Genomic DNA, 24,298 nt, shown 5'->3' with positions numbered 1-24,298 from the left:
CATGGCGAGGAAGCTGCTTCTGGCCGTCCTGACGGTCGCCGTCCTCGGTGCGCTCGCCGCCGGGGCCGTGTTCCTCGGCCTGCTCGAGCGCAGCGTCGTGGCCAAGGATATCGAACAGCCCCTGTCGGCCGAGCAGATGAAGATGCTCGCCAAGCGCGGCGCCTATGTCGCGGTCGCGGCCGATTGCTATGCCTGCCATGTCACCAAGGGCGGCGCACCCTGGGCCGGCGGCCTGCCCTTCGAGACGCCGTTCGGGACGATCTTCTCCACCAATATCTCGCCAGACAAGGAACACGGTATCGGCAACTGGACGCGGGCCGAGTTCCACCGCGCCGTGCGAGATGGCGTCGGCAAGAACGGCCATCTCTATCCGGCGATGCCCTATGCTTCCTACCGCAAGCTGACGGCCGAGGATGTCGATGCGGTCTATGCCTTCCTGATGAGCCGCGAGCCGATGAAGGTGGCGAACAAGGCCAGTCATCTGCCCTTTCCGCTCAACATCCGGCAGGGCCTGACCTTCTGGAACCTCGTCAACCTGTCCTCCGATACGAAGACGGAGGTCGCCGGCCGCTCGGCGGCCTGGAACCGCGGCCGCTACCTGACCGATGCGCTCGCTCATTGCGGCGAATGCCATACGCCGCGCAACCTCGCGATGGGCATGAAGGAGAGCGCCTATCTCCAGGGCTCGGAACTTGAAGGCGTGATCGCGCCGGATATCACCAAGGCCGGGCTGGCGCGGATGGGCTTTGATCCGCTGGTCTTCGCCAGTTTCATGAAATCGGGCATCTCGGCGCAGGGCGCGATGACCAACCAGATGTTCGAGGTCGTGCATTTCTCGACCCAGTATTTCACCAACGAAGACCTCGCGGCGATGTCGGCCTATCTCTTCGACCTCGACAAGCTGCCGGAACAGGCGACCCCGCCGGCCCCGCCGCAGCCGGTCGCCGTCTCCGCGGAGGTCGCGGCCTCGGCCCGCGCCAGCTATCTCGCCGTCTGTGCAAGCTGCCATGGTGGCGAGGGACAGGGCATCCCGCATGTCGTCGTGCCGCTGGCGACCAATGCCTCGCTGCGGCTGGCGGATGCGCGCAATCTGAACAAGGTCATCCTGACCGGCATTCCGGCCCAGCGCTTCCCAGGGCTGGAGCGCATGCAGCCGATGCCCGGCTTCGCGGGGCAGCTCTCCGACCAGCAGATCGCCGATCTCTCCAACTGGCTGCGGGCGAGCTGGAGCGGCCAGCAGCCGACAGTCACGGCGGAAGAGGTGCAAAAGCTGCGCTGACCCGAAGCGCAGCGCGAACATCGGCCAGTTCGCGCCCTGCCCCATAATCGCGGGCGAGAACGACGTCGCAGGTCCCGGCGGGCGGGCGGGCCGACTTAGTACGAGCGCGGCATGCCCAGCACATGCTCGGCGAGATAGGACAGGATCAGGTTCGTCGAGATCGGCGCGACCTGATAGAGCCGCGTCTCCCTAAACTTGCGTTCGACATCGTATTCCTCGGCGAAGCCGAAGCCGCCATGAGTCTGCACGCAGGCATTGGCGGCCTCGAAGGAGGCATCTGCCGCCAACATCTTCGCCATATTGGCCTCGGCGCCCGGATTGGCGCCGGCTTCGTAGAGCCGGATCGCCTCGCGCACCATCAGCTCGGCCGCACGCATGTTGGCGTAGGCCTTGGCGATCGGGAATTGGATGCCCTGGTTCTGGCCGATCGGCCGGCCGAAGACATGACGCTCCCTGGCATAGGTCGAAGCCTTGTCGATGAACCATTTGGCATCGCCGACGCATTCGGCCGCGATCAGGATGCGCTCGGCATTCATGCCGGAGAGGATGTAGCGGAAGCCCCTGCCCTCCTCGCCGACGAGGTTTTCGGCCGGGACCTTCACATTGTCGAAGAAGACCTCGGTCGTGGCGTGGTTCATCATCGTGCGGATGGGCCGGATGGTCAGGCCGTCCTTCAACGCCTCACGCATGTCGAGGATGAAGACCGAGAGCCCGTCGGTGCGCTTGGCGACCTGGTCGCGCGACGTGGTGCGGGCGAGCAGCAGCATCAGGTCGGACTGCGCGGCACGACTCGTCCAGATCTTCTGGCCGTTGACGATGTAGTGGTCACCCTCGCGGCGGGCGGTGGTGCGCAGCGCCGTGGTGTCCGTGCCGCTGGTCGGCTCGGTGACGCCGAAGGCCTGGAGGCGCAGTTCGCCCGAAGCGATCTTCGGGAGGTAGCGCCGCTTCTGGTCCTCGCTGCCGTGGCGCAGCACCGTGCCCATCACATACATCTGGGCGTGACAGGCGGCGCCGTTGCAGCCCTGAAGCTGGATCTCCTCCATGATGACAGCCGCCGCCGAGAGCGTGAGGCCTGCCCCGCCGTACTCCTCGGGGATCAACGCCGAGAGAAAGCCGCTTTCCGTCAGCGCCGTCACGAACTCCGTCGGATAGGCCATCTCGCGGTCGAGTTTGCGCCAGTATTCGCCCGGATAGTCCGCGCAGAGCTTGGCCACCGCATCGCGGATATCGGCATGGGCGTCCGGATGGTGATGATCTGTCGTCATGGCGTCGGCTCGCTCTTGGCGCACGGCGGCGGCCCGGCGTGAACCGTCGCGTGCACCGGATTCGAGGAGAAGATACCGGCGCCGCGATCGAGTGGCATCAACGAAGCGCGCGTGCGGGCTACGCCTGCCCGGCGTCGGGCTCACCCACGAGATCGCAGCCCCCTGCAAAGGGCATATCGAAGGTCCCCGCCTGCTCGCAACTGAAGAACATCCGCCGGTTGCACGCGACAGGAACGCCCGCTCCGTCAGACCTTCTCGATGAAGCGGCTCAGGAAAAGCCGCGTGCGCGGGTGCTGCGGGTTGCCCAGCACGTCCTGCGGCGGCCCCTGCTCCACCACCACGCCGCCATCCATGAAGACGACCCGGTCGGCCGCCTCCCGGGCGAAGCCGATCTCGTGGGTGACCACGATCATGGTCAGGCCCTGCTTGGCGAGGTCGCGCATCACGCTCAGCACCTCGCCGACGAGCTCGGGGTCCAGCGCCGAGGTCGGCTCGTCGAACAGCATCAGCTTCGGCCGGATCGCGAGCGCCCGCGCGATCGCGACGCGCTGCTGCTGGCCGCCGGAGAGCTGTCGCGGGTAGGCATTCGCTTTCTCCGCCAGCCCGACGCGGGCAAGCAGCTCCATCGCATTGGCCTGCGCCTCGGCACGCGGCTGGCCATGCACGCCGATCGGCGCCTCGACCACGTTCTCCAGCGCCGTCATATGCGGGTAGAGATTGAACTGCTGGAAGACCATGCCGATCTTGCGGCGCTGCACGGCGATGGCATGGTCCGACAGCCGGTTGAGCCGCGTGCCGCGCAAGGCGTAGCCGATCTGCTCGCCATCGACTTCGATGAAACCGCGCTGGATCGATTCCAGGTGGTTGATGCAGCGCAGGAAGGTCGACTTGCCGGAGCCGGACGGCCCGAGCACGACGACGACCTCGCCCGGCGCGACATCGAGATCGATGCCCTTCAGGACTTCGTTCGGGCCGAAGGATTTGTGGACATTGCGGGCGCGCACCATCGGCGCGGCGCCCTCGGCAGCCTTGCTCATGCGGGCTCCTCCACCCGGACGGGCACCTTGTCGGCGCTCACCGTGCCGCGCTCGCCACGGGCGTAATAGCGCTCGATGAAGCCCTGCACGATGTTCAGGATCGAGGTGATGATCAGATACCAGATCACCGCGACCATCAGCATCGGGATCACCTCGAAGGTGCGGTTATAGACGTTCTGAACCGAGTAGAGCAGGTCGGCCATGGCGATGACGCTCACCAACGAGGTCGCCTTGATCATGCTGATGAGCTGGTTGCCGGTCGGCGGCACGATCGAGCGCATGGCCTGCGGGATGATCACCCGCCGCAGCGCCCGCGCGCGGGTCATGCCGAAGGCGTCGGTCGCCTCGACCTGCCCCTTGTCGACCGAAAGCAGGCCGCCGCGGATGATCTCAGCCATATAGGCGGCTTCGTTGAGGGAGAGGCCGGCGATGGCCGCCGTCATCGGCGTGATCAGATCGTTGGTGTTCCAGCTCGCCAGAACCGGGCCGAATGGAATTTTCAGCACGATCTCAGGGAACAGCGTCGACAGGTTGTACCAGAAGATGAGCTGGACCAGCAGCGGCGTGCCGCGGAAGAACCAGATGAACAGCCCCGAGAGCGAGCCGAACAGCCGGTCCTTGGACATCCGCGCGATGGCGAGGACGAGGCCGAGCGCCGTGCCCAGCGTCATCGCCACCACGGTCAGGCCGAGCGTGACGCCGAGCCCGCGCAGGATCGAGGCTTCGGTGAACCACTGGCCGACGATCGGCCAGCCGAAATGCGGGTTATGCGCGACGATCCAGGCGAAATTCGCCGCGACCGCCAGCACGAAGGCCCAGAGCAGCCAGCGCCCCCAGGCAGGAGGCTGGTGCGCATTGGCGACGTCGCGCAACGCCGCCTCGCCTGAGCTGATCTCCACCGAAGCGCCTGCCATGGCTCAGTTCTGCGAAAGATTGATGCCGGGCGCCTCGATCTTGTTGTTCTCGAGCCCCCATTTCTTCATCACGGCCGCATAGGTGCCGTTATCGACCAGGACCTTGATGGCGTCCTTGAGTACGCCGCCCAGCTCCGCCCCCTTCGGCACCACCGCGCCCTGGAACAGGTCGCTGAAGCCGTTGGACTTGCCGACCGCGGCCAGTTCGAGCTCGCCATTGGACTGCTGGACGAAATAGGTCAGCGGCGCCTGCGACGAGAAGAAGGCGTCGGCCCGCTTCGAGCGCACGGCGAGGATCGAAGTCGGCTGGTCCGGGTAGGACTGGACGGTCAGCGCTGGCTTGCCATCGGCCGCGCATTTCTCGGCCTGCGCCTTGATAACCTTCTCGGCCGACCCTGCCGACTGCACGGCGATGCGCTTGCCACAGGCGTCATCCAGGCTGTTGATGCCGCCCGGATTGCCCTTCTGCACAGCAAAGACGACGTATTCGCGCACCCAGTCGACGAAATCATTGGCTTCCTGCCGCGACTTGAAGTCGCCGACCGGCCCCATCGCGAACTGATAGCGGCCGGCCTTGATGCCGGTCAGGATCGACGACAGGCCGTTGACCGTCGCATGCTCGATCTTGATGCCGAGCAACTCTCCGACGGCGTCGCCGAGATCGGCGCTGGCGCCGGTCACCTCGGTCGGCGACTGCACGATCTCGTAGGGCGGGAAGGAACCGCTGTTGACGGCGGTCATCTTGCCGGCGCTGCGGATCGCTTCCGGCAGGCGCGCACGCAGCTGCTCGTTCACGCTCTGCTTGGCGATCTTCACGCTCGCGTCAGCCTGGGCGAAGGCAGGAGCGGCTGCGAGGGTAACGAAGGCGGCGGCACAGGCCGCGATGCGAAGCTTCATGATCGAATCCCCTTATTGTGCCTCTCGGCTCAGGCTGCGTCGGCGAGATTTTCGAGCGGCGGAAACAGCGTATCCGGCGTCAGGTCGGTCTTGGCCAGCCCTTGGCTGCGGATCTCGTCGAGAAAGCCCGCGATCATCCGCCGATTGGCTTCGAGCCCGCTGGCGTTCCAGCTGTCCGGGAGATCGCGGCCGCAACGTCCGAGTTCGTCGATGATCCAGGGCGTCGTATCCGCGTATTTGCGACGCTTCTCCAGCCAGACGCGCTGCGACTCGTCGATGAGATCGCTCAGGGCCTGCGGCAGCCAGGGATGGCGCCGGGCGAAATCGGCCTTGAAGCCGAGGATATGGATGCCGGGCACATAGCCGACCTCACGGAAATAGCCGAGTTCGGCACCGGGCAGATCGGTCAGCAGATGCCGGAACGGCGAGTCCGGCGTGTAGAAGCCCGGCGGCATGAAGGGCGTGAAGATGGCGTCGAGTTCGCCATCAAGCAGCGCGTCGAGCATCGGCTTCTCGCCGGGCATGGCCTCGATCCGCCCCAGCCTGGCATAGGGCCCGAGCCGGTCGGTGATCGGATGGGCTTCGCTGAGCCGCCCAGCATACCAGCGCGCATCCTCGACACCGACGCCTGCCGGCGCCAAAGCGGCACGCGTCCAGGTATTGCCGGAATCCTGCCAGCCGGTGACGCCGATGCGAGCACCCTTCAGCTCCTCCAGCTTCGTCAGCTTGCTCGCGCGGCTCGTGATGATGCAGCGATGGCGGAAGCCGCGCATGACGAAGTTCGGCACACCGAAGATTCCACTTTCGCCCCGGCTGCGGCCGGTCGTGTAGCGGCTGAACGAAACCTCGCAGGCATCGTAATCCGGGTCCGTCGTCAGATCTTCGGGCAAGGTGCCGACGCGATCGACTTTCAAGGCGATGCGCTCGTCGGCCACATCGCCCAGCACGAGCGGCGTCACGTAGTCCCAATCGCGCAAGGCTAGCCGGACTTCGACCTTCATCGGCACACTCCGCATTGACAATCCAGCGGAGAATTGAATGTTCAGAAGCGGCGATCAATCGTTATTACGTTATCGAACAATTAAAGAGCGGAATCTTTGGCACACGAAACCGACGATGCGACCTGGCTCGCCGGGCAGTTCTCCGAAATCAGCGCACGCGGAATCGCCAACCAGACCGCGATGTTGATCCGCCGCGGCGTGTTGCCGGCCGGCGCCAAGCTGCCGACGGTCCGGGACCTCGCCTATCGGCTCGGCATCAGCCCCGCGACCATCTCCGAAGCCTGGAGCGAATTGCGCCATCAGCGCATGATCGAGGGGCGCGGGCGCTCGGGAAGCTGGGTGACGGGCGATACGATCGGCCCACGCCCGGCCCGCACCGGCACGTCCGGCGTTTTCGGCAGCGACGTGCTCGACTTGTCGCTTTCCGTGCCGGATACCGCCGTGTTGCCGCCGCTGGATCTGGCGTTACGGCACGCCTCCGCGGCCCATAACCTGCACAGCTACGAGCGCACGCCGATCCTGGACAGCCTTCGCCAGGCGGTGCAGCAGCGCTGGCCCTATGAGCCGGAAGCCTTTCTGGCGACGAATGGCGGCTACAATGCCTGCTATTCGGTGGTGCAGGCGCTGATCATGCCGGGCGCGACGGTGGCGATCGAGGACCCGACCGGCATGCGCTTGCTCGATATCATCGAGGACAGGGGCGCACGCCCCCTGTCGGTCGCCTGCGATGCGGAGGGGCCTCTGCCTGAGGCGCTCGCCCAGGCCCTGGCGGCAAAGCCCGTCGCCTTCGTCTACCAGCCGCGCACGCATTCGGTGACCGGCCGCGCCGTCAGCCCGGCCCGGCTTGCCGCCCTGGCCGAAATCCTGGCCGGCAGCGATGCCTTGATCATCGAAGATGACGGCATCGGGGATGTCTCGCCGCAGCCACCCGTGAGCCTGGGCCACCTGTTCCCCGACAGGGTCATCCACATCCTGTCCTTCTCGAAGTCGCACGGGCCCGATCTGCGCCTCGCCGTGCTGTCGAGTTCCGCGACGGTCCGGCGCCAGATCCAGTCCTATCGCAGCTTCAGCTCGGGCTGGACGAGCCGGCTGCTGCAGGAGACGACGGCCTGGCTGCTCACCGACGACGACACAAGGCAGCGCCTTGCCGCCAACCGCTCGCTCTATGCGGAACGGCGCGCGGCACTGGTGAATGCGCTTGGGGCCTGCGGCATCGCGATTCCGCCCGGCGACGGCCTGAGCATCTGGGTTCCGGTCACCTCCGAGCAATTCGCACTGGTCACGCTCGCGGCGCATCGCATCGCGGTCCTGCCCGGCAGCAAATGCGCGGTGACGCCGACCCATCACATCCGTGTCGCGACGGCGATCCTCGCCGATCGCTATGACTACGTCGCGGAATCGATCCGGCTCGCGGTAACCGGCGCCGGCTGAAGCCGCCCCGGCGGGGCGCTCAGGTGATCGCGCCGTGCTCGATCTGCAGGGCCTCGCCGACGATCGCGTCCAATAGAGCCGGCGTCGATTCCGTAACGAGGATCGCGAGATCGGGCCGGCTGCGCCTGAGCTCGCCGAGGGTGCGCGCATAGTCCAAGGCCAGCGCTGGGGCGAACCCCTGGAAAGGCTCGTCGAGCAGCAGTGCCGTGCGAGCCACCATCAGGGCGCGGCCGAGCGCCACCATCTTGCCCTGCCCGCCCGAGACGCCGCCCGGTCGCTTGCGCATGGTCTTGAGCTGCGGCAGCAGCGCATAGACCTCGTCGAGCCACCGGCCTCGTTCGGCAGCGGGCAGCCTGAGTGCCAGCGCCGGCAAGACGATATTGTCCTCGACGCTGAATTCGGGAACCAGCCGCCGGTCTTCCGGCGCGTAGCCGACGCCCTGCGCGGCGTGCGCTAGTGCTCCTGCGTGCCTTGCTCGCGCGATAGTAATGCGCGCTTGCGCTGGACACCCCAGCGATAGCCCGAGATGGAGCCATCCTTCTTGATGACGCGATGGCAGGGGACGATGACGGCGACCGCGTTGTTGGCGATCGCCTGCGTGACCTCACGCGGATCGCGTGTGCCGAGCCTGGTGGCCAGCGCCCCATAATTGGTCGTCTGGCCGGCCGGAATCTCCCGCAGTATCATCCAGACCTTCACCTCATAGGCGGTTCCGCGCAGATCGAGCGGCAGGTCGCAATCGCTTGCAGGATCGTCGATCTGGGCCGCCGCCGTCGCGACGACGCCTGCGAGCTCGCTATCGCTTTCGTGCAGATGGGCATCCGGAAAGCGGGTCCGCAAGGCATCCTCCAGCGCGTCTCGCGCGGAGCCGAATTCGAGCGCCACGATGCCCTTGTCGGACATGGCGACGATAAAATCGCCAAGGGAGCTGATCCCCCAGGCAAAGCGAATGATCTCACGCATTGGTCCGACCTTTTCAAATTTACGCGTCGAACATTAGACCCCTGTGAGGCCGGGCCTCTCCGGGTCTTGCTTTCAAATCGAAATGCGTTGCGGAACGCCGACCGCGTCTTCGTCTGGGATTCCGGCAGCGTCATGGCGGAGGGGCCGCCCTCGGTCATGTTCAAGGACGAACGGGTGCCGCGTAACGTCGTGGGAGTGGCGTTATGCTTCGGATCGCAGGAGTAAGCGCCGCGATCGCCGGCGTGCAGGTGCTGCGCTCGGTTTCGCTCGGGCTGAGATCGGGCAAGACGACGATCCTGATCGGCCGCAACGGCGCCGGCAAGACCAAGACGCTGCGCGCGATCATGGGCTTGCTGCCGGTGCAGGGCGGATCGGCGCGGCTCGATGGCGAGGAGATCGGCACGACGCCGGCCGCAATAGCCTTTCCGTCTGAACCGACATCGCTGCTGCGATTGCCGCGCCGCGAGAGAACGCCCCGGCAGCAATCTGCCAGGGCATTCTCGTCTGTTCCGGGCTTGAACCATTCAGCCGAAACGCTGGTCGCCGCCGTTATCGGGCGTCGTGGAAGATGATGCCGACGGTATGGCGCATGCCCGACCGGACACGGCTGACACCATGGCGCAGGTTCACGCGATAATTTCCCTTCGAGCCCTGCACCGGCCGGTTATGGACCGCAAAGGCCACCGCATCGCCCTGCCGGAGCGGCACGACCTCGACCCGGCTCTGCATGCGCGGCCGCTGCTCGGTCAGGGCGAACTCGCCGCCGGTGAAATCGCGGCCCGGTTCCGAGAGCAGGATCGCCACCTGGATGGGAAAGGCGAGATCGCCATAGAGATCCTGGTGCAGGCAGTTGAAGTCACCGGGGACATATTGAAGGAGCAGCGGCGTCGGGCGGCCCTGCCCCATGGCATGGCACTGCTCCAGGAACGCGGAGTGCTCACGCGGATAGCGCTCATCGATCCCCATGCGGGCGTTCCAGGCATTGGCGACGCCGGCCAGATGTGGATAGAGCGCCGTCCTGAGGCCGCCGACGATGTCGGGGAGCGGATACTTGAAATAGCGGTACTCCCCTTTGCCGAAGCCGTGCCGCGCCATGATGATATGGCTGCGGAAATGGCTTTCGTCGGGATAGAGCGCCGCCAGGGAGCGGCACTCGTCCGGTGTCAGCAACCCGGACAGGATAGCGCAGCCGAAATTGTCGAGCTCATTGCCGAGCGCGGCCCAGTCATAGGCGGAAACCCGTGTCTCTGCGGATCCATCCGCAGAGACCGTGGCGAGCGTGGCAAGTTTCGCATTCATGCAGCGGCTTCCTTCTGAATGAGCGCGCGCTTGCGTTCGATGCCCCAGCGATAGCCGGCGAGGTCGCCGTCGCTGCGGATGACGCGATGACAGGGGATCGCGACTGCGAGCCTGTTGGCGGCGCAAGCGCCGGCGACGGCGCGCGTCGAGCTCGGCGCCCCGATGCGGCGCGCGATCTCCGCATAGGAAACCCGCTCACCGACAGGAATCTCCTGAAGAGCTTGCCAAACCCGCCGCTGGAAGGCGGTTCCGCGAACATCGAGCGGCAGGTCGAGGCCGACATCGGGATGTTCCACGAACCCGCAGACGCGGGCGATCAGCGCCTCGTATTCGCGGTCCATGCCGATCAGGCGCGCTTTCGGGAAACGATCCTGAAGGTCACGGACCAGTGCGTCGGGGTCGTCGCCGAGCAGGATCGAGGCAACGCCCTTCGTGCTCGACGCCACGAGGATCGCGCCGAGCGAGGTCTGGCCGACCGCGAACTTGATCTCCTCATTGGCGCCGCCCGCCCGATACTGCGACGGCGTCATCCCGAGCATGCCGGTGGATTTCTCGTAGAAGCGGCCGCTGGAATTGAAGCCGGCATCATAGATCGCCTCGGTGATGCTGCCGCCGGCATCCAGGCCGTGGCGAAGCTTCCTCGCCCGATCGGCCGCGGCATAGTCCTTCGGCGTCAGCCCGGTTGTCGCCTTGAACATGCGATGGAAATAGCTCGGGCTGCGCCCGACCGCATCCGCCAGATGCTCGAGGGAGGGTTCCTCCTCGCTCTCCTCGATAACCCGGCAAGCTCTGGCGATCAGCGCCGCGTTTTCGCATTCGAGCGAGGGACCATCCGGATTGCAGCGCCGGCACGGCCGAAACCCGGTGGCCCGAGCACCCTCCAGCGTATCGTGCAGCGCGACATTCCTGGGATTGGCCGTCCGCGACGGGCAGGATGGGCGGCAATAGACCCCGGTCGTCGCGACGGAATACCAGAGCTGCCCGTCGGCGGTCTTGTCGCGTGCGGCGATGCGGGTCCAACGCGGGTCTTCCGCGACCGACAGTGGCGCCACAGATTGCAGTGATGTGGATCTCGCAAAAATTGTCATAGTTGTCGTCTCGGCTCGTTCCAACCTGACCGTGCCCGCGATCCACATCCGTCACGCTCCGATCCTTGCTGCCAAATCGAATTCGCTCCCACCCGATTCCTGCCGTGCGGGGCCGGTGTCGAAACGGAAAAATGGGCCCGCGCCGGGAGTGCGGGCCCCTGCCCATGGCCGAACCGGGACGCGCCGGCTCGGATCAGGCCGCCTTGACGAGGCCGATCTCCTCAGCGATCTTGCCGTCGACCGCCTTCAGGACCGTCGTGCCGGTGAAACGCATCTTGCGCCCGGTCGCGGCAGGAAGGGCTTCGTAGCCCCGCAGGAAGTCATCGAAGGCCGCTCCGGTATGCGTGCCGCCGCCTTCCCACCGGCCGGTGACATAGTCTCCCTCGGCAATGAGTTCCGCGTGCCCCAGAAATTGAGATCCGGGAACGCAGCGCGGAAATCGGTCATGAAAGCCCTGATGTCGGCCCGGCCGCGCCGCGGCTCATGCAACGAGTACTGCAGGAACATGTCCGGCGCCGCGATCTCGTCGATGACGGCGAGATTGACGTTCTGGCCCCAGAACTCGGTGAAGGCGAGCCGGCGCCGCGCGATCAAGGCTGGATAGCAAAATCAAGTATTCGCGCGATTGCGGCAAAATAAACCAAGCAACGCATGGTGGCCGGCCGGCGACGGTTCTGAGGAGGCCAGAAATCCGTCACCGACCGGCCGAGCCCTTCGGTTTCCCAGGAGATGCGGCGGACCTGAGCTCCCGAGGGGCATTTTCGAGCGATCCTTGCGACCGCTGCGTCGCACAAACATGTACAATGCAGCGCATCCGAATCAATCAAATCCGATCGATCGGCGCCATTCATCGATCATTAACCCTACTCGATAAGTTTAAAGCTCACGGTTAACAAGCGAACGTCAAAGCATTTCATCGCGCGACATCAGAGATATGGCGCAACGAACTGAGAATAAACTTGAAGACTGCTTGAAAACGCCCAGGCATACGCTCATTGGCTGGGCCGGCACCCTTCGAGAACGAAGCTGGAGCGGGCTTCGGTCCAGGAGCCCTTACGCCGCGCTGGCGACGATCACGCGATTGCGGCCGCTGGCCTTGGCCCGGTAGAGCGCATCGTCCGCGCGCTTCATCATATCGGCGGAGGAAGCATCCCCTGCCCGCCGGTTCGAAACCCCGACCGAGACCGTCACCTTGATGTCGCGGGTGTTGTTCTGGACCGCGAAAGGCGTGCTCTCGACCCGCTCGCGGATGCGCTCGGCCACGCGATAGGCAGCATCGCGCCCGGTATCGGGCAGCACGACCACCACCTCCTCGCCGCCCATGCGGGCCACGAGATCGATGCCGCGCGTGCAGGCGCGGACCCGGTCGGCGAATTCGCGCAGGACCTCGTCGCCGGCATCATGGCCCCAGCTGTCGTTGACCGACTTGAAATGGTCGATGTCGAGCACGAGCAGCGAGAGCGAACGGGCGCGCAGCGCCGACTCGTCGAACATCACCGCCAGCCGGTTATCCATGAAGCGGCGATTGTGCAGCCCGGTGAGCTGGTCCATCACCGCCATTTCCATCGAGGACTGCACGCTGTCGCGCAGCCGCTCGGTGAAGCGCTTGCGGCGTACCTGGGTACGCACGCGCGCCAGCAACTCGTTACGATCGATCGGCCGCAGAAGGAAATCATGCGCCCCGATCTCGAGGCCGCGCAGGATGCGTTCGCGGTCCTCGGCCTCGCCCATCAGCAGCACGGAGACGTTGCGGGTGCGCTCCAGCGAGCGTAGCTGGCTGCACAGGCGCAGGCCGTCCTGCCCCTCCAGGCCGAGGCTGACCACCACGGCGTCGAAATCGCCCTCGGCGGCGCGCATCAGCGCCTGCTGAGCGTCGCTCTCGACTTCCACGGCATGAAAGGCCGAAAGCGCGCTCTGCACCCGTTCGGCGGCGCTCGGGCGGTCCTCGATCACGAGGACGCGGCCATTGAGCCCGGTCTCGGCAGCCGCCGTCGCCAGCGGATCGGCGATGCCCAGGCGGACGGAGGCGACCGCACGGCTGCGCAACTCGTCGGTCATCGCTTTCAGCCTGGCCAGGCTGCGCACGCGGGCGAAAAGCGCCGTGTCGTCGAGTGGCTTGGTCAGGAAATCATCGGCACCGGCATCGAGCCCTTGCAGGCGGTCGCGGGGCTGGTCGAGCGTCGTGACGATGACGACCGGAATATGCGCGGTCGCCGGCGCACCCTTGAGCCGACGGCAGACTTCGAACCCGTTCATGCCGGGCATCATCACGTCGAGCAGGACGATATCGACCTCGCCGCGCTCGCAAAGCGCGATCGCATCGCGCCCGTTCGTCGCCGTGACCACGCCGAAATACTCGGCCGAGAGCTTGGCTTCGAGCAGCTTCACATTCGCGGGAATGTCGTCGACGACGAGGACGCGGGCGGTCATGGCTGTGCTTTCGCCGGCTCAGGCCGCGCCGGCATAGGTGCGGACGGTCTCCAGGAACTTGGCGACCGAGATCGGCTTGGAGAGATAGGCCTCGCAGCCACCTTCCCGGATCCGCTCCTCGTCGCCCTTCATCGCGAAGGCCGTTACCGCGACGACCGGAATCGTCTTCAGGTCGTCATCCTCCTTGATCCATTTGGTGACCTCGAGCCCGGAGACCTCCGGAAGCTGGATGTCCATCAGGATCAGCGCCGGATGATGTGTCCGCGCCAGCTCGATCGCCTCGATGCCATCCGACGTCTTCAGCGTCGCATAACCATGGGCTTCGAGCAGATCGTTGAAGAGCTTCATGTTGAGCTCGTTGTCTTCGACGATCAGAACCGTCTTCATCAGGCCGCCCTTCAATTGCGCCAGGATCGCTCACGCCGATGGCGGGCTTTCCAAAATGGCGGCGTCATCAGATGATTGCTTAGCACGCGAGCTATTGACGAAACGCAAACCGGATACGCGACTCCGCCCCCATGATACGACGACCGACCACCGACGAGGCCGAGGCGCTGGCACTGCAGGCCCTCGCCTTCCTGGCCTCCGAACCCGAGCGGATCGAGCCCTTTCTGAGCGTGACCGGCCTCAACCCGGCCAATTTGCGCCAGGCTGCCGGAGAGCCCGGCTTTCTGGCAGCCGTGCTCGACCATATCGGCTCAAGCGATTCGCTCCTGCTGGAGTTTGCCGGAAATTTAAGGCTGAATCCCGAAATCGTCGCCGATGCCAGGCGCGTCCTCGCCGGGCCGGAGCCGGACGACTTCTCTTGAGCGCGGGCGCGCCATCGCCGCGCTGGCTCTGCCGCGATTGCCTGGCGGACCACGACTCATCCGGGCCAGCGAAACGCTGCCCGGCCTGCGGCTCGCCGCGATTGCTCAGCCATGACGAGCGGGATTCGCTCAGCCTGGCCCATATCGACTGCGACGCCTTCTACGCCACGATCGAGAAGCGTGACGATCCGAGCCTGCAGGACAAGCCGGTCATCGTCGGCGGCGGCAAGCGCGGCGTGGTCTCGACCTGCTGCTACATCGCCCGCACCTATGGCGTGCGCTCGGCCATGCCGATGTTCAAGGCGCTGAAGGCCTGCCCGGACGCCGTGGTAGTCAAGCCGAACATGGCAAAGTATGTCTCCGTCGGCCGGGAAGTCCGCCAGCTCATGCGCGAACTGACGCCGCTGGTCGAGCCGCTCTCGATCGACGAAGCCTTCCTCGATCTTTCCGGTACGGAACGCCTCCACCATGCCAGCCCCGCGGTGACGCTGGCGCGCTTCGCAAGGCATGTCGAAGCCGAACTCGGCATCACCATCTCGGTTGGGCTCTCCTATGCCAAGTTCCTGGCTAAGGTTGCCTCCGACCTCGACAAGCCACGCGGCTTCTCGATTATTGGCAGGGCCGAAGCCGTGGCTTTCCTCGCGGGGAAGCCGATCAGCCTCATCCCCGGCATGGGCCCGGCCGGCGTCGCGAGGCTGGCGGAAGGCGGATTCAAGCTGATCGGTGACTTGCGCGAAGCACCCGTCGACAAGCTCTTCAAGCTCGCCGGCAAGGACGGCCCGCGCCTCAAGAACCTCGCCAACGGCGTCGATCCCCGTCAGGTCACACCGGAGCGCGAGACCAAGAGTGTCTCCAGCGAAACGACGCTCGACGTCGACCTCACGCGCTTCGAGGATCTGGAACCGATCCTGTGGCGGCTCTGCGAGAAGACATCGAAAAGGCTGAAGGCGCAGGAGCTTGCCGGCAGAACCATCACCCTGAAGCTGAAGACGGCGGACTTTCACATCATCACCCGCGCCGCCCGCCTGTCGGAGCCGACGCAGCTTGCCGCACGCCTCTTCGCCGCCGGGCGCGATCTCCTGAAGCGCGAATGCGGCGGCGCGCATTATCGCCTGATCGGCATCGGCGCGAGCGATTTCAGCCCGCCGGAAGCCGCCGACCATGGCGACCTCGCTGACACCGCGACGCCGCGCCTGAAGGCGATGGAAGGCGCGCTCGACAAATTGCGTGCCCGCTTCGGCGACGAGGCAATCGGCAAGGGCCTGAGCCTGAGACTGCCGCAGCGCCGCGCATCCGAGCCTGCTATTTCGCGCAGGATTCCTGAGGAAGAAGATCCAGACGCGTGAGCGTGCCGCGCAACGCGAAGGTGCCGTAATCGAGCCGGATCGCGCCGGTGACGCCGTTCTCGTAGAGCTCGAAGGTGATGCTGTAGGACGGCGTCGATTCGCCGGAACCCGCCTTGAAATAGGAGATCGTCACCGGCCAGCGCGCCATCTTCTCGAATTCGGGGCGCTGCAACGGCTTCTCGGAAGGCTCGGCCTCGATCCGCTTCCCGATGATCGAGAGTGTGTCATAGACCTCCTTGCCGGAATTCGCGCCGTCATAGAGCCTGACACTCAGGGTCTTCTGCCCGGCGCGCGCGGCCTGGATCACGGCCTTCATCTGCGCGTTCGGAAACAGGGCGTCGCTCGCCTCGCGATGGGTCTCGGTCTTGGGCAGACGCAGCTTCACCTCGTAGCCGCTGCCGTTCTTCTGAGCAGTGCCGTCGACGGTGTCCGGTTGGGCGCCACCGGTCGAACTTTCGGTCTTGAAGCGGTAATTCGCGCCGTCACCGGCCTCGAAACTGGTGGTGCGGGCATCGATCAGACGCGGCCCGGCCTCGGTGCCGAGCTGCGTCACCTGCCGGAAGGACAGCGCATAGCCCTCGCAGGCATCGCCTGTGAACTCATAGGCGATGCGGCCCTTGGCGGTCTCGATATTGCCGGACGGTTTGCCGTTGTCGAGCACGAGATCGTAGACTGCGCGATGCGGCGCCAGCACCACTCGCTCCGCCGCGGCCTGCGCAAAACTCGGCACCGCGGCCAGAACCAGCGCCCCCACTAAAACCCCGCTCGCCTGGGCCGCGAGCTTCGAGACTGTTCCGTTCATGCGCCGCTTGTCCGTTATGGCTTTCTGCGAAATCTAGGTGCATCGCGGCAATGGCGCAAACATGGCGATGGCGCATCTCTCAAGCGTCGCATCGGCCCTGTCCGCCCGGCATGCCGCGATGCTTGCGGGGGCAGCCCGCATCGGCCATGAAAGGCCTGCCCGAAGGCACCCTGCCTCGCTCGCGGAGCCAAGTTCATGAACGTCGTCGACACCCGCCTCGCCGAACTCGGCATCACCTTGCCGAGCCCGGCCGCCCCCGTCGCCAACTACGTGCCTTATGTGATCACCGGTAACCTGCTCGTGATCTCTGGCCAGCTCTGCTTCGGGCTCGACGGCAAGCTCGCGGACAAGCACAAGGGCAAGCTCGGCGCCGAGATCTTCAACGAGGCCGGCCTGGAGGCCGCCCGTCTCTGCGCCATCAACGTGCTGGCCCAGGCGAAGGCCGCGCTCGGCGGCGATCTCGGCCGCATCACGCGGTGCGTCCGGCTCGGCGGCTTCATCAACGCCGCCCCGCATTTCGCTGCGCTGCCGGCGATCATGAACGGCGCCTCCGACCTGATGGTCGAAGTGCTCGGCGACAAGGGCCGCCACGCCCGCTCGACCATCGGCGTCGCCGAATTGCCGGCCGATGCCGCCGTCGAGGTCGAAGCGATGTTCGAGATCGCCTGATGTCCGCAGCGACGCTCAAAGGCGCCGGTCGGCCCGATCTGGGCTGGCTGGTGGCAAAGCCGATCGCTCATCGCGGCCTGCATGATCTCGCAGCCGGCGTGATCGAGAACAGCCCTTCGGCCGCGACCGCCGCGATCGCGGGCGGCTTCGGCATCGAGTGTGACGTCCAGCTCACCGCCGATGGCGAGGCGGTCGTGTTCCACGATTTCGTGCTTGATCGCCTGACGGGTGAGACCGGCGAAGTCGTCGCGCGCAAGGCTGCAGAGCTCGGCGCGATCACGCTCAAGGGCTCGAACGACCGCATCCTGACGCTCTCGGCCTTTCTGGATCTGATCGGCGGGCGCGTTCCGCTCGTGATCGAGATCAAGAGCCGCTTCGACGGCAACCTGGCTCTGACCAAGCGGACCGTGGAGGTCGTCGCGGGCTACAAGAGCCACCCGATCGTGATCAAGTCCTTCGATCCCGAGATCGTGACAGCGCTCCGCGAACTGGCGCCGGAGATTCCGCGCGGCATCGTGGCGATGAACGCCTATGACTACGGCGATTACGAAAAGCTCTCAGCCGAGCGGAAGCATGCCCTCGCCAATCTCCTGCATTTCACCGAAAGCCGGCCGGACTTCATCTCCTGGAAGGTCACCGATCTCGACAGCGCCGCGCCCTATCTCTGCCGCAACGCGATGGGCCTGCCGCTGATGAGCTGGACGGTGCGCACGCCGGAAGAGCGGCAGCGGGCCGCGGTCATGGCCGACCAGATGGTCTTCGAGGGCTTTCGCCCTTGAGCGAAGCGGGGAACGGCGATCTCACCGTTCGTGTCGCGACCTCGCTCAAGGCCGTCCCCGCAGGCGCATGGAACGCCTGCGCCAATCCCCACGCGCTGGCGGACGCGATCTCGGCGCCCGCCACGCCATCGCACGATCCCGCGCTCGACGGGGACAACCCCTTCGTCAGCCATGAATTCCTCATGGCGCTGGAAGACAGCCGCTGCACCGGCGGCCGCACCGGCTGGTCGCCCGCCTATCTCCTCGTCGATGACGAGGCCGGCCAGTTGCTGGCGGCGGCGCCCAGCTTCCTCAAGAGCCACAGCCAGGGCGAATACGTCTTCGATCACAGCTGGGCCGACGCCTATGAGCGCGCTGGCGGGCGGTATTATCCGAAGCTCCAGGTCGCCGCGCCCTTCACCCCGGCGACAGGCCCGCGCCTGCTGGTCGCGGACACGCCACGCGCCGACGAAGCCCGCGCCGCACTGATCGACGGGCTGGAGGCTCTGCGCGGGCAGACGCAATCCTCTTCGGTCCATGTCACCTTCGCGCAGGAACCGGACATCGCAGCGCTGAGAGAGGTCGGCTATATCGAGCGCAACGACCTGCAGTTCCATTGGCAGAACGAGGGCTTTGGCACTTACGACGACTTTCTGGCGACGCTGGCCTCGCGCAAGCGCAAGGCGCTGAAGCGCGAGCGGCGCGAAGCGCTTTCCACCGGCATCAGCATCGATATTCTCTCCGGCAACGACCTCACCGAGGCGGTCTGGGACGATTTCTTCTCGTTCTACGAGGATACCGGCGCGCGCAAATGGGGCCGGCCCTATCTCAACCGCGCGTTCTTCTCGGCGGTCGGTGCTGCGATGGGCGAGCGCATCGTGCTGGTGATGGCGAAGCGCGCGGGGCGCTATATCGCCGGCGCCATCAACTTCCGCGGCGCCAACACGCTTTATGGCCGCAACTGGGGCTGCATCGAGGATCACCCCTTCCTGCATTTCGAGGTCTGTTACCACCAGGCCATCGACTATGCGATCGCGCACGGCCTCGCCCGCGTCGAAGCCGGCGCACAGGGCGAGCACAAGCTGGCGCGCGGCTACCGGCCGGTCATCACCCGCTCGCTGCACCATATCGCCGATCCCGGCCTGCGCCGGCCCGTCGCCGCCTATCTCGCGCAGGAGCGCGAGCAGATCGCGGCGGCGCGCGAAGCGCTCGCAGCCGAAAGCCCCTTCCGCAAGACGGACACCGCCGATGACTGACGCTGCGCTCACGCACCCGGCCTCTGTGGCCACCGCCTTCTGCGAAGACGGCGAACTCGGCTATCGCCGCAGCCTCACCGATCTGACGACGCCGCTGACGCTCGACGAGAGCTATCGGCTGGCGCATCTGCCGCTGGTCGCGCCGGATCATCCCGGAATCATCGCGCGGCGCGAGGGCAAATTCTACGAGATGGGCCGCCACCCGACGGTCTATTCGCTGGTCCTGCCGGTGGAGGACGCAGCCTTACGCGCCTCCCCCGCTTTCCTCGCATTGGAGGCCGAGCTGAAGGCCGCGGCCTTCGCCGGCAAGATCGCCTGGGACATTCTGCCGAGGCGGGAGGACCGCCTGCACGCGACGGTCTGCGGCTCGCTGAGCCTTGCCGAGCCTCCGGTCATGACCACCGAAACGCGCGAAGCCCTGCGCAAGATCGAGCCCTTCACGGTGGAATTGCGCGGGCTCTTCTCCGGCAACGTCAATCGCGGCCGGCTCTATCTGCCGATCTATCCGGAGAAACGGGACAGCCGGAACACGCTGCAGGAGGTGCAGGCCGCCTTCGGCCGGACGCCGGGCGATCTCTGGCTCGTCGGCCTCTACAATCTCACCTACGATCTCGATGCGGCCGAAACGGCCGCGCTGGCCGACATCATCGCGCGCTGGTGGAACAGGCCATTGCTCAGCCTCACCGTGACTGAGCTTCAGGTCATGGGCGCGAGCGACGATCTCGTGCTAGACGCCCATGTCGAGACGCTGCTGCCGCTCGGCGCCTGAGGCGAAGCCATCATCCGGTCTGCGGCCTTGACGCCCCGGCCGGGGCGCCGCAGCTTGCGCCTACCCTTTCCGATCCTGCCGGACCCGCCATGACCGCCTATGATCAATCCAACGTCTTCGCCAAGATCCTGCGCGGCGAACTACCCTCCCACACCGTCTACGAGGATGCCGAGACGCTGGCGATCATGGACATCATGCCGCGTGCCGATGGCCATGTGCTGGTCGTCCCGAAGGCGGCCTGCCGCAACGTCTTCGATGCCCCCGCCGATGCGCTGAAGGCGGTGGCGCTGACCACGCAGAAGCTGGCGCGGGCGGTGAAGGCCGCGTTCTCGGCCGAGGGCGTCACCATCCAGCAGTTCAACGAGCCAGCCGGCGGCCAGGTCGTGTTCCATCTCCATGTTCATGTCATGCCGCGCTTCGAGGGCGTGGCGCTCCGCCCCCATACCGGCGCGATGGAGAAGAACGAGGTGCTCGCCAGCAATGCCGAGAAAATCCGCGAGGCCCTGAAAAAAATCTGACAGGCCATGTCACAGCGGGATGGGCTGGCTCGTCTTGTCGTCATCAACCGATGGAGAAGACAGTGAAGCGCCTCAATCCCTATACCGCCGCCCCCGAAGCCGTGAAGCCGCTGCTTGCGCTGGAAGAATCGATCAAGAATTCCGGCCTTGAATACAGCCTGATCGAACTGGTGAAGATGCGCGCTTCGCAGATCAATGGCTGCGCCTTCTGCCTGCACATGCACTCCGCCGACGCCCGCAAGGCCGGCGAGAGCGAGGCGCGGCTTTATTTGCTCAATGCCTGGCACGAATCAGCGCTTTACACCCCGCGCGAGCGCGCCGCCCTGGCCTGGACCGAGGCGCTGACGCTGTTGCCGCAGACCCACGCGCCGGATGCCGATTACGAAGAGGCGATGCGGCATTTCAGCGAGGAGGAGATGGTGAAGCTCACCTTGCTGATCGGCACGATCAACACCTGGAACCGGATCGCGGTCGGGTTCCGTTCGCAACATCCCAACGACAGGGCGCCGAAAGCCGAAGCGGCCTGATGCCCTGCCGGCGCCTGCCGGAGCTGCATGACGAATGCGTCGATGACCGGCTTCGAGGCGAACCGGTCCTACCTGACCCGCCTCGCCTACCGCATGCTCGGCTCGCTCAGCGACGCCGAGGATGTGGTGCAGGATGCATGGCTGCGCTGGCATGACTCCGCGCCGGATGCGATCGCGAACCCGCGCGCCTGGCTTGGGCGCGTGGTGACGCGGCTTTGCCTTGATCTGATGAAATCGGCCCGGCGCAAGCGCGAGACCTATGTCGGCGCCTGGCTGCCAGAACCGTTGATCGAGACGATCGGCTCGACCCCAAGCACCGATGAAGCGATCGACGTGCCCTATGCGCTCCAGCTCGCGCTGGAGCGGCTCTCGCCGCTGGAGCGCGCGGCGTTCCTGCTGCACGACGTCTTCGACCTGCCCTTTGCGGAGATCGCCGAGACGCTCGGGCGCAGCGAAGCCGCCTGCCGGCAGCTCGTCTCGCGGGCGCGCCGCCACGCCCGCGAGGAGGACGGCCCGCGCCATCCGCTCTCGCCCGACGAAGCCCGGCGCTATGCGAAAGCCTTCTTCCAGGCCGCCCACAGCACCGATGCCACGATCCTGAAAAGCATGCTCGCTGATAACGCGATCCTGCGCGCCGATGGCGGCGGCAAGGTCAATTCCGTGCTGAATCCGATCCTCGGCAGCGACAAGATCGGTCGCTTCTTCGAGGGCATCAGCCGCCATGTCGAGCGAGAGGGCCGATCGACCCCGCGCTACGAGTTCGTGATGATCAACGGCCTGCCCGGCTATATCAGCCTGGAACGCGGTGAGACCGTGCAGGCCATGGCTCTCGACATCCGCAACGGGGCAGGGGCCGCTATCTACATCATCCGCAATCCCGACAAGCTCGGCCATGTCCGCCGACTGCTGGAAGCTTAGACAGGGCGGATCACGACTGTCATTCCGGGGCTTCGCGCCTGCGGCGCGCCCCGGAATGACAGGGGTTGCGGTGCCTAGCCCGCGAACAGCCAGACGCCGCCGATAAGGACCGCCTCGCCGGCCAAGACCGCGAGCATCATCCGGCGCTTGTCGAGGAACATGACGGCAGCCGCAGCCGCCAGCCCGGCGACACGCACCCAGCCGGGAGCCACCGCCAGCACGCCCGGCGGCGAGACGATCAGCTTGGCGACGATTCCCGCCAACAGCGCGGTCGCGACCGCCCTCACCCATTCAAGCAACGGCGAATCATTGGCGAGCCCGCGCGCGAATACGACCGCGAGCCATCGCCAGATCTCCGTGGGTAGCACGGCGAAGAGCATCAGCGCGAGATAGGGCCAGAGCGGCCCGTCTAGCATGGCGATCGGCTGGGTCATGCCGGCTTCCGCTTTCGTCCGATGAGGAAGGCCAGGCTTCCCGCGATCAGGCCGGCCACGATCAGGTCGAAGCCGCCGCCGATGAAGCGCGCGGAGATCGGTGCGAAGACCAGCCCGAGGATGAGCGCCGCCGCGTCACCGCGATGGCGCAACCCACCCATCAGCGAGATCAGGAAGAACATCGGCGTGAGGCAGAGCAGCCCCGCCGCGAAGGGAACCGGCAGCGCGCCGAGCAGGTAATAGCCCGAGAAGGTGCCGATCGAGCTGACCAGCATGCAGGTATTGGCGAAGCCGAGGAAATAGGCGACGCGCTGATGCGGGGCGATGCCGGGCAGGCGCCGCAGGCCCTCGCTCCAGGCGGTGACGGCAACGTAATGCGCCAGCAGGAGCTGCTGCCAGACACTCTGGCCGGGCCGTCGCAGCAGCGGCAGGATCGCCATCGTCATCGGCAGGAAGCGCAGCGAGGCGAAGGCGATCGCGATCACGATCGCGCTCCAGGCTGCGCCGGCGGCGATCGAGGCGAAGAACAGGACCTGTGAGGGGCCGGCCCAGACCAGGATGGTCGAGAGCACGGCGACACCGACGGGGTAGCCGACATCGTGGGCGAGCGAGCCGATGCCGATCAGGCCGAAGCCGACGATCCAGGCCGGCAGCATCAGCGCATCGCGCATGCCGGCCAGCGCGACGCGCTGCCAGCTCCAGTCGGCGGATACGCTCATGAAGTCATCGCTGCGGGATGGCTCGACAGGGTTCAGGCCCCAAACAGAACGGGCCGTCTCCTCTATCGTTCATGCACGCGACGCTTGCATAGGCACTGGTAAGCCGGCCTGCCCTGCGATTGATGCAGAGAGGCGCGCGCCGCCCGTCAGCCCTTGCCGCCCTTCATCGCCATGGCGAGGAGCTCGTTGCCGAAGTCGATCAGCTCCTTGGGGATGCCGCCGACCGACTTAACGCCGAGATAGATCAGGTAGACGAAAGCCGGCACCAGGATCCAGCCCAGCACCTCCTCGAAGATCTTGCGGCGGCGCCGACGCCGGTCCCGCTTCTCGAACCAGCCGAGCTTTTCCTTCTTCGGACGCGCCGGCGCTGCGGGCGCCGCCGGGGCCTCCTGAAGCACCTCGCCGCTCTCGGCGGCGAGGCTCGCGGTCTTGCGCTTGAACAACACGTTCCTATGCCTTCGTCAGCGGAACCTTCGGTACGGTGCGCACGCCCTTGGCCGAGGCCTTCGGCGCGCCGCCACCCGTTCCATCGGGAGTGCCGCCACCTTTAGGCGCTCGCCGCGGCGGAGTCTTGCTCGTTTTGCCACCAGCCGCAGCTTTCGCGCGCGGCTTCGGAGCGCGCTTGGCCGTAGCGGCCTCGACATCCTTCTCCGGCTTGGGCTTGGCCGGCCCGTCCGGGAATTCGAGGCCGAGCACCTTGATGCCGGTCTCGGACTGGACAACGACGACCCTGACCGCACCACCGTTCTTCAGGCGCCCGAACAGAACCTCGTCGGCGAGCGGCGTCTTGATCGTCTGCTGGATCAGCCGCGCCATCGGCCGGGCACCCATCGCCTCGTCATAGCCGTTCTCGACCAGCCACTCGCGCGCCTCGTCCGAAAGCTCGATCGTGACGTTGCGATCGGCGAGCTGCGCTTCGAGCTGGAGCACGAACTTGTCGACGACGCGGGCGACCACCGTCTTCGGCAGATGGCCGAAGGAGATGACCGAGTCGAGGCGGTTGCGGAATTCCGGCGCGAACAGCTTGTTGATCGCCTCGGTATCGTCGCCCTCGCGCTTGGTGCGGGTGAAGCCATAGGCGTTGCGAGCCATGTCGGCGGCGCCGGCATTGGTGGTCATGATCAGGATGACGTTCCTGAAATCGACCTGCTTGCCGTTATTGTCGGTCA

Annotated in this window: 28 protein-coding genes and 1 pseudogene; 12 read left to right on the top strand and 17 right to left on the bottom strand. The window is 66.1% G+C overall.

Features of this window, described 5'->3' with window-relative positions; all coding sequences use genetic code 11:
• Position 1: 1 nt before the first annotated feature.
• Complete coding sequence (locus tag Q0Q36_RS17800) at positions 2–1,279, top strand: cytochrome c (RefSeq protein WP_293799923.1); 1,278 nt, start codon at positions 2–4, stop codon at positions 1,277–1,279.
• Between the two features lie 95 nt (positions 1,280–1,374).
• Here Q0Q36_RS17800 and Q0Q36_RS17795 read toward each other — a convergent pair whose 3' ends face one another.
• The 5 genes from Q0Q36_RS17795 to Q0Q36_RS17775 form a co-directional block, all read right to left on the bottom strand.
• Positions 1,375–2,544, bottom strand: coding sequence for an acyl-CoA dehydrogenase family protein (locus Q0Q36_RS17795; protein WP_293799921.1), 1,170 nt, complete (start codon positions 2,542–2,544; stop codon positions 1,375–1,377).
• Between the two features lie 245 nt (positions 2,545–2,789).
• Positions 2,790–3,581, bottom strand: a complete 792-nt coding sequence (locus tag Q0Q36_RS17790) for an amino acid ABC transporter ATP-binding protein (RefSeq protein ID WP_293799919.1) — start codon at positions 3,579–3,581, stop codon at positions 2,790–2,792.
• Positions 3,578–4,495, bottom strand: a complete 918-nt coding sequence (locus tag Q0Q36_RS17785; RefSeq protein WP_293799917.1) for an amino acid ABC transporter permease — start codon at positions 4,493–4,495, stop codon at positions 3,578–3,580. Before Q0Q36_RS17785 ends, Q0Q36_RS17790 begins: the two co-directional genes overlap by 4 nt.
• A 3-nt stretch (positions 4,496–4,498) precedes the next feature.
• Positions 4,499–5,392 (bottom strand): ABC transporter substrate-binding protein, encoded by an 894-nt coding sequence (locus Q0Q36_RS17780; RefSeq protein ID WP_293799915.1) that lies wholly within the window; start codon positions 5,390–5,392, stop codon positions 4,499–4,501.
• A gap of 29 nt (positions 5,393–5,421) precedes the next feature.
• Complete coding sequence (locus Q0Q36_RS17775) at positions 5,422–6,393, bottom strand: nitrate ABC transporter substrate-binding protein (protein WP_293799913.1); 972 nt, start codon at positions 6,391–6,393, stop codon at positions 5,422–5,424.
• Between the two features lie 96 nt (positions 6,394–6,489).
• Between Q0Q36_RS17775 and Q0Q36_RS17770 the strand changes: the two genes are divergently transcribed.
• Positions 6,490–7,824, top strand: a complete 1,335-nt coding sequence (locus Q0Q36_RS17770) for a PLP-dependent aminotransferase family protein (RefSeq protein ID WP_293799911.1) — start codon at positions 6,490–6,492, stop codon at positions 7,822–7,824.
• Between the two features lie 19 nt (positions 7,825–7,843).
• Here Q0Q36_RS17770 and Q0Q36_RS17765 read toward each other — a convergent pair whose 3' ends face one another.
• Complete coding sequence (locus Q0Q36_RS17765; protein WP_367187181.1) at positions 7,844–8,308, bottom strand: ATP-binding cassette domain-containing protein; 465 nt, start codon at positions 8,306–8,308, stop codon at positions 7,844–7,846.
• Positions 8,278–8,787 carry a methylated-DNA--[protein]-cysteine S-methyltransferase gene (locus Q0Q36_RS17760; RefSeq protein WP_293799909.1) on the bottom strand — a complete coding sequence of 170 codons (510 nt, stop codon included), beginning with the start codon at positions 8,785–8,787 and terminating at the stop codon, positions 8,278–8,280. The genes Q0Q36_RS17765 and Q0Q36_RS17760 overlap by 31 nt, the downstream gene beginning before the upstream one ends.
• Before the next feature lie 242 nt (positions 8,788–9,029).
• Here Q0Q36_RS17760 and Q0Q36_RS17755 point away from each other — a divergent pair, with 242 nt between their 5' ends.
• The gene (locus Q0Q36_RS17755; protein WP_293799907.1) at positions 9,030–9,359 is read left to right on the top strand and encodes an ATP-binding cassette domain-containing protein; all 330 of its coding nucleotides are present in this window, start codon (positions 9,030–9,032) and stop codon (positions 9,357–9,359) included.
• Here the strand turns inward: Q0Q36_RS17755 and Q0Q36_RS17750 are convergent.
• From Q0Q36_RS17750 to Q0Q36_RS17730, 5 genes and pseudogenes are all read right to left on the bottom strand, one after another.
• On the bottom strand, positions 9,337–10,086 hold the full coding sequence (locus Q0Q36_RS17750) for a 2OG-Fe(II) oxygenase (RefSeq protein WP_293799906.1): 750 nt from the start codon (positions 10,084–10,086) through the stop codon (positions 9,337–9,339). The genes Q0Q36_RS17755 and Q0Q36_RS17750 overlap by 23 nt on opposite strands.
• Positions 10,083–11,174, bottom strand: coding sequence for a bifunctional DNA-binding transcriptional regulator/O6-methylguanine-DNA methyltransferase Ada (gene ada / locus Q0Q36_RS17745; RefSeq protein WP_293799904.1), 1,092 nt, complete (start codon positions 11,172–11,174; stop codon positions 10,083–10,085). Before ada ends, Q0Q36_RS17750 begins: the two co-directional genes overlap by 4 nt.
• Positions 11,175–11,367: 193 nt before the next feature.
• Positions 11,368–11,768: pseudogene (locus Q0Q36_RS17740) on the bottom strand (ester cyclase).
• A 459-nt stretch (positions 11,769–12,227) separates the two neighbouring features.
• A complete protein-coding gene (locus tag Q0Q36_RS17735; RefSeq protein ID WP_293799902.1) occupies positions 12,228–13,604 on the bottom strand; it encodes a PleD family two-component system response regulator in 1,377 nt (458 codons plus the stop codon).
• Positions 13,605–13,622: 18 nt separating this feature from the next.
• The gene (locus Q0Q36_RS17730; RefSeq protein ID WP_265060345.1) at positions 13,623–13,994 is read right to left on the bottom strand and encodes a response regulator; all 372 of its coding nucleotides are present in this window, start codon (positions 13,992–13,994) and stop codon (positions 13,623–13,625) included.
• Between the two features lie 128 nt (positions 13,995–14,122).
• On the opposite strand from Q0Q36_RS17730, the gene Q0Q36_RS17725 reads away from it, so the two are divergent.
• Together Q0Q36_RS17725 and Q0Q36_RS17720 are read left to right on the top strand one after the other, a co-directional pair.
• Entirely contained in the window at positions 14,123–14,413 is a 291-nt protein-coding gene (locus tag Q0Q36_RS17725; protein ID WP_293799900.1) for a DUF3572 domain-containing protein, read from the top strand.
• On the top strand, positions 14,410–15,759 hold the full coding sequence (locus tag Q0Q36_RS17720; protein WP_293799898.1) for a DNA polymerase IV: 1,350 nt from the start codon (positions 14,410–14,412) through the stop codon (positions 15,757–15,759). Before Q0Q36_RS17725 ends, Q0Q36_RS17720 begins: the two co-directional genes overlap by 4 nt.
• Here Q0Q36_RS17720 and Q0Q36_RS17715 read toward each other — a convergent pair.
• The gene (locus Q0Q36_RS17715; protein ID WP_293799896.1) at positions 15,716–16,561 is read right to left on the bottom strand and encodes a cell envelope integrity EipB family protein; all 846 of its coding nucleotides are present in this window, start codon (positions 16,559–16,561) and stop codon (positions 15,716–15,718) included. The genes Q0Q36_RS17720 and Q0Q36_RS17715 overlap by 44 nt on opposite strands.
• Positions 16,562–16,756: 195 nt before the next feature.
• Between Q0Q36_RS17715 and Q0Q36_RS17710 the strand changes: the two genes are divergently transcribed.
• The 7 genes from Q0Q36_RS17710 to Q0Q36_RS17680 all read left to right on the top strand — a co-directional run bounded on the left by Q0Q36_RS17710 (position 16,757) and on the right by Q0Q36_RS17680 (position 21,976).
• Complete coding sequence (locus tag Q0Q36_RS17710; RefSeq protein WP_293799894.1) at positions 16,757–17,230, top strand: RidA family protein; 474 nt, start codon at positions 16,757–16,759, stop codon at positions 17,228–17,230.
• Positions 17,230–18,009, top strand: a complete 780-nt coding sequence (locus Q0Q36_RS17705; protein ID WP_293799892.1) for a glycerophosphodiester phosphodiesterase family protein — start codon at positions 17,230–17,232, stop codon at positions 18,007–18,009. The genes Q0Q36_RS17710 and Q0Q36_RS17705 overlap by 1 nt, the downstream gene beginning before the upstream one ends.
• Positions 18,006–19,244, top strand: coding sequence for a GNAT family N-acetyltransferase (locus Q0Q36_RS17700; RefSeq protein ID WP_293799890.1), 1,239 nt, complete (start codon positions 18,006–18,008; stop codon positions 19,242–19,244). The genes Q0Q36_RS17705 and Q0Q36_RS17700 overlap by 4 nt, the downstream gene beginning before the upstream one ends.
• Positions 19,237–20,013, top strand: coding sequence for a hypothetical protein (locus Q0Q36_RS17695; RefSeq protein WP_293799888.1), 777 nt, complete (start codon positions 19,237–19,239; stop codon positions 20,011–20,013). The genes Q0Q36_RS17700 and Q0Q36_RS17695 overlap by 8 nt, the downstream gene beginning before the upstream one ends.
• A gap of 89 nt (positions 20,014–20,102) precedes the next feature.
• Complete coding sequence (locus tag Q0Q36_RS17690) at positions 20,103–20,531, top strand: HIT family protein (RefSeq protein WP_293799886.1); 429 nt, start codon at positions 20,103–20,105, stop codon at positions 20,529–20,531.
• 62 nt (positions 20,532–20,593) lie between these two features.
• Positions 20,594–21,058 (top strand): carboxymuconolactone decarboxylase family protein, encoded by a 465-nt coding sequence (locus tag Q0Q36_RS17685; protein ID WP_293799884.1) that lies wholly within the window; start codon positions 20,594–20,596, stop codon positions 21,056–21,058.
• 27 nt (positions 21,059–21,085) lie between these two features.
• Positions 21,086–21,976 carry a sigma-70 family RNA polymerase sigma factor gene (locus Q0Q36_RS17680; protein ID WP_293799882.1) on the top strand — a complete coding sequence of 297 codons (891 nt, stop codon included), beginning with the start codon at positions 21,086–21,088 and terminating at the stop codon, positions 21,974–21,976.
• 74 nt (positions 21,977–22,050) lie between these two features.
• Here Q0Q36_RS17680 and Q0Q36_RS17675 read toward each other — a convergent pair whose 3' ends face one another.
• The 4 genes from Q0Q36_RS17675 to Q0Q36_RS17660 all read right to left on the bottom strand — a co-directional run.
• On the bottom strand, positions 22,051–22,410 hold the full coding sequence (locus Q0Q36_RS17675; protein ID WP_293799880.1) for an AzlD domain-containing protein: 360 nt from the start codon (positions 22,408–22,410) through the stop codon (positions 22,051–22,053).
• Positions 22,407–23,129: an AzlC family ABC transporter permease gene (locus tag Q0Q36_RS17670; RefSeq protein WP_293799878.1), complete on the bottom strand. Its 723-nt coding sequence runs from the start codon at positions 23,127–23,129 to the stop codon at positions 22,407–22,409. The genes Q0Q36_RS17675 and Q0Q36_RS17670 overlap by 4 nt, the downstream gene beginning before the upstream one ends.
• A 146-nt stretch (positions 23,130–23,275) precedes the next feature.
• A complete protein-coding gene (locus Q0Q36_RS17665) occupies positions 23,276–23,575 on the bottom strand; it encodes a hypothetical protein (protein ID WP_293799876.1) in 300 nt (99 codons plus the stop codon).
• Positions 23,576–23,579: 4 nt separating this feature from the next.
• A partial coding sequence (locus tag Q0Q36_RS17660) for an AAA family ATPase (RefSeq protein ID WP_293799874.1) occupies positions 23,580–24,298 on the bottom strand: 719 nt, incomplete at its 5' end.

It is taken from the genome of uncultured Allobosea sp. (assembly GCF_945957345.1).
GTDB lineage: Bacteria > Pseudomonadota > Alphaproteobacteria > Rhizobiales > Beijerinckiaceae > Allobosea.
This window is presented reverse-complemented; position numbering and strand designations above follow the sequence as displayed.

Bases quoted from the DNA above. Each gene is read 5' to 3' on its own strand.
- Q0Q36_RS17725 (WP_293799900.1), top strand. From the start codon at position 14,123: ATGATACGACGACCGACCACCGACGAGGCCGAGGCGCTGGCACTGCAG.
- Q0Q36_RS17790 (WP_293799919.1), bottom strand. From the start codon at position 3,581: ATGAGCAAGGCTGCCGAGGGCGCCGCGCCGATGGTGCGCGCCCGCAAT.
- Q0Q36_RS17785 (WP_293799917.1), bottom strand. From the start codon at position 4,495: ATGGCAGGCGCTTCGGTGGAGATCAGCTCAGGCGAGGCGGCGTTGCGC.
- Q0Q36_RS17800 (WP_293799923.1), top strand. From the start codon at position 2: ATGGCGAGGAAGCTGCTTCTGGCCGTCCTGACGGTCGCCGTCCTCGGT.
- Q0Q36_RS17715 (WP_293799896.1), bottom strand. From the start codon at position 16,561: ATGAACGGAACAGTCTCGAAGCTCGCGGCCCAGGCGAGCGGGGTTTTA.
- Q0Q36_RS17760 (WP_293799909.1), bottom strand. From the start codon at position 8,787: ATGCGTGAGATCATTCGCTTTGCCTGGGGGATCAGCTCCCTTGGCGAT.
- Q0Q36_RS17675 (WP_293799880.1), bottom strand. From the start codon at position 22,410: ATGACCCAGCCGATCGCCATGCTAGACGGGCCGCTCTGGCCCTATCTC.
- Q0Q36_RS17780 (WP_293799915.1), bottom strand. From the start codon at position 5,392: ATGAAGCTTCGCATCGCGGCCTGTGCCGCCGCCTTCGTTACCCTCGCA.
- Q0Q36_RS17690 (WP_293799886.1), top strand. From the start codon at position 20,103: ATGACCGCCTATGATCAATCCAACGTCTTCGCCAAGATCCTGCGCGGC.
- Q0Q36_RS17695 (WP_293799888.1), top strand. From the start codon at position 19,237: ATGACTGACGCTGCGCTCACGCACCCGGCCTCTGTGGCCACCGCCTTC.
- Q0Q36_RS17705 (WP_293799892.1), top strand. From the start codon at position 17,230: ATGTCCGCAGCGACGCTCAAAGGCGCCGGTCGGCCCGATCTGGGCTGG.
- Q0Q36_RS17735 (WP_293799902.1), bottom strand. From the start codon at position 13,604: ATGACCGCCCGCGTCCTCGTCGTCGACGACATTCCCGCGAATGTGAAG.
- Q0Q36_RS17710 (WP_293799894.1), top strand. From the start codon at position 16,757: ATGAACGTCGTCGACACCCGCCTCGCCGAACTCGGCATCACCTTGCCG.
- ada (WP_293799904.1), bottom strand. From the start codon at position 11,174: ATGACAATTTTTGCGAGATCCACATCACTGCAATCTGTGGCGCCACTG.
- Q0Q36_RS17775 (WP_293799913.1), bottom strand. From the start codon at position 6,393: ATGAAGGTCGAAGTCCGGCTAGCCTTGCGCGATTGGGACTACGTGACG.
- Q0Q36_RS17750 (WP_293799906.1), bottom strand. From the start codon at position 10,086: ATGAATGCGAAACTTGCCACGCTCGCCACGGTCTCTGCGGATGGATCC.
- Q0Q36_RS17670 (WP_293799878.1), bottom strand. From the start codon at position 23,129: ATGAGCGTATCCGCCGACTGGAGCTGGCAGCGCGTCGCGCTGGCCGGC.
- Q0Q36_RS17680 (WP_293799882.1), top strand. From the start codon at position 21,086: ATGACGAATGCGTCGATGACCGGCTTCGAGGCGAACCGGTCCTACCTG.
- Q0Q36_RS17795 (WP_293799921.1), bottom strand. From the start codon at position 2,544: ATGACGACAGATCATCACCATCCGGACGCCCATGCCGATATCCGCGAT.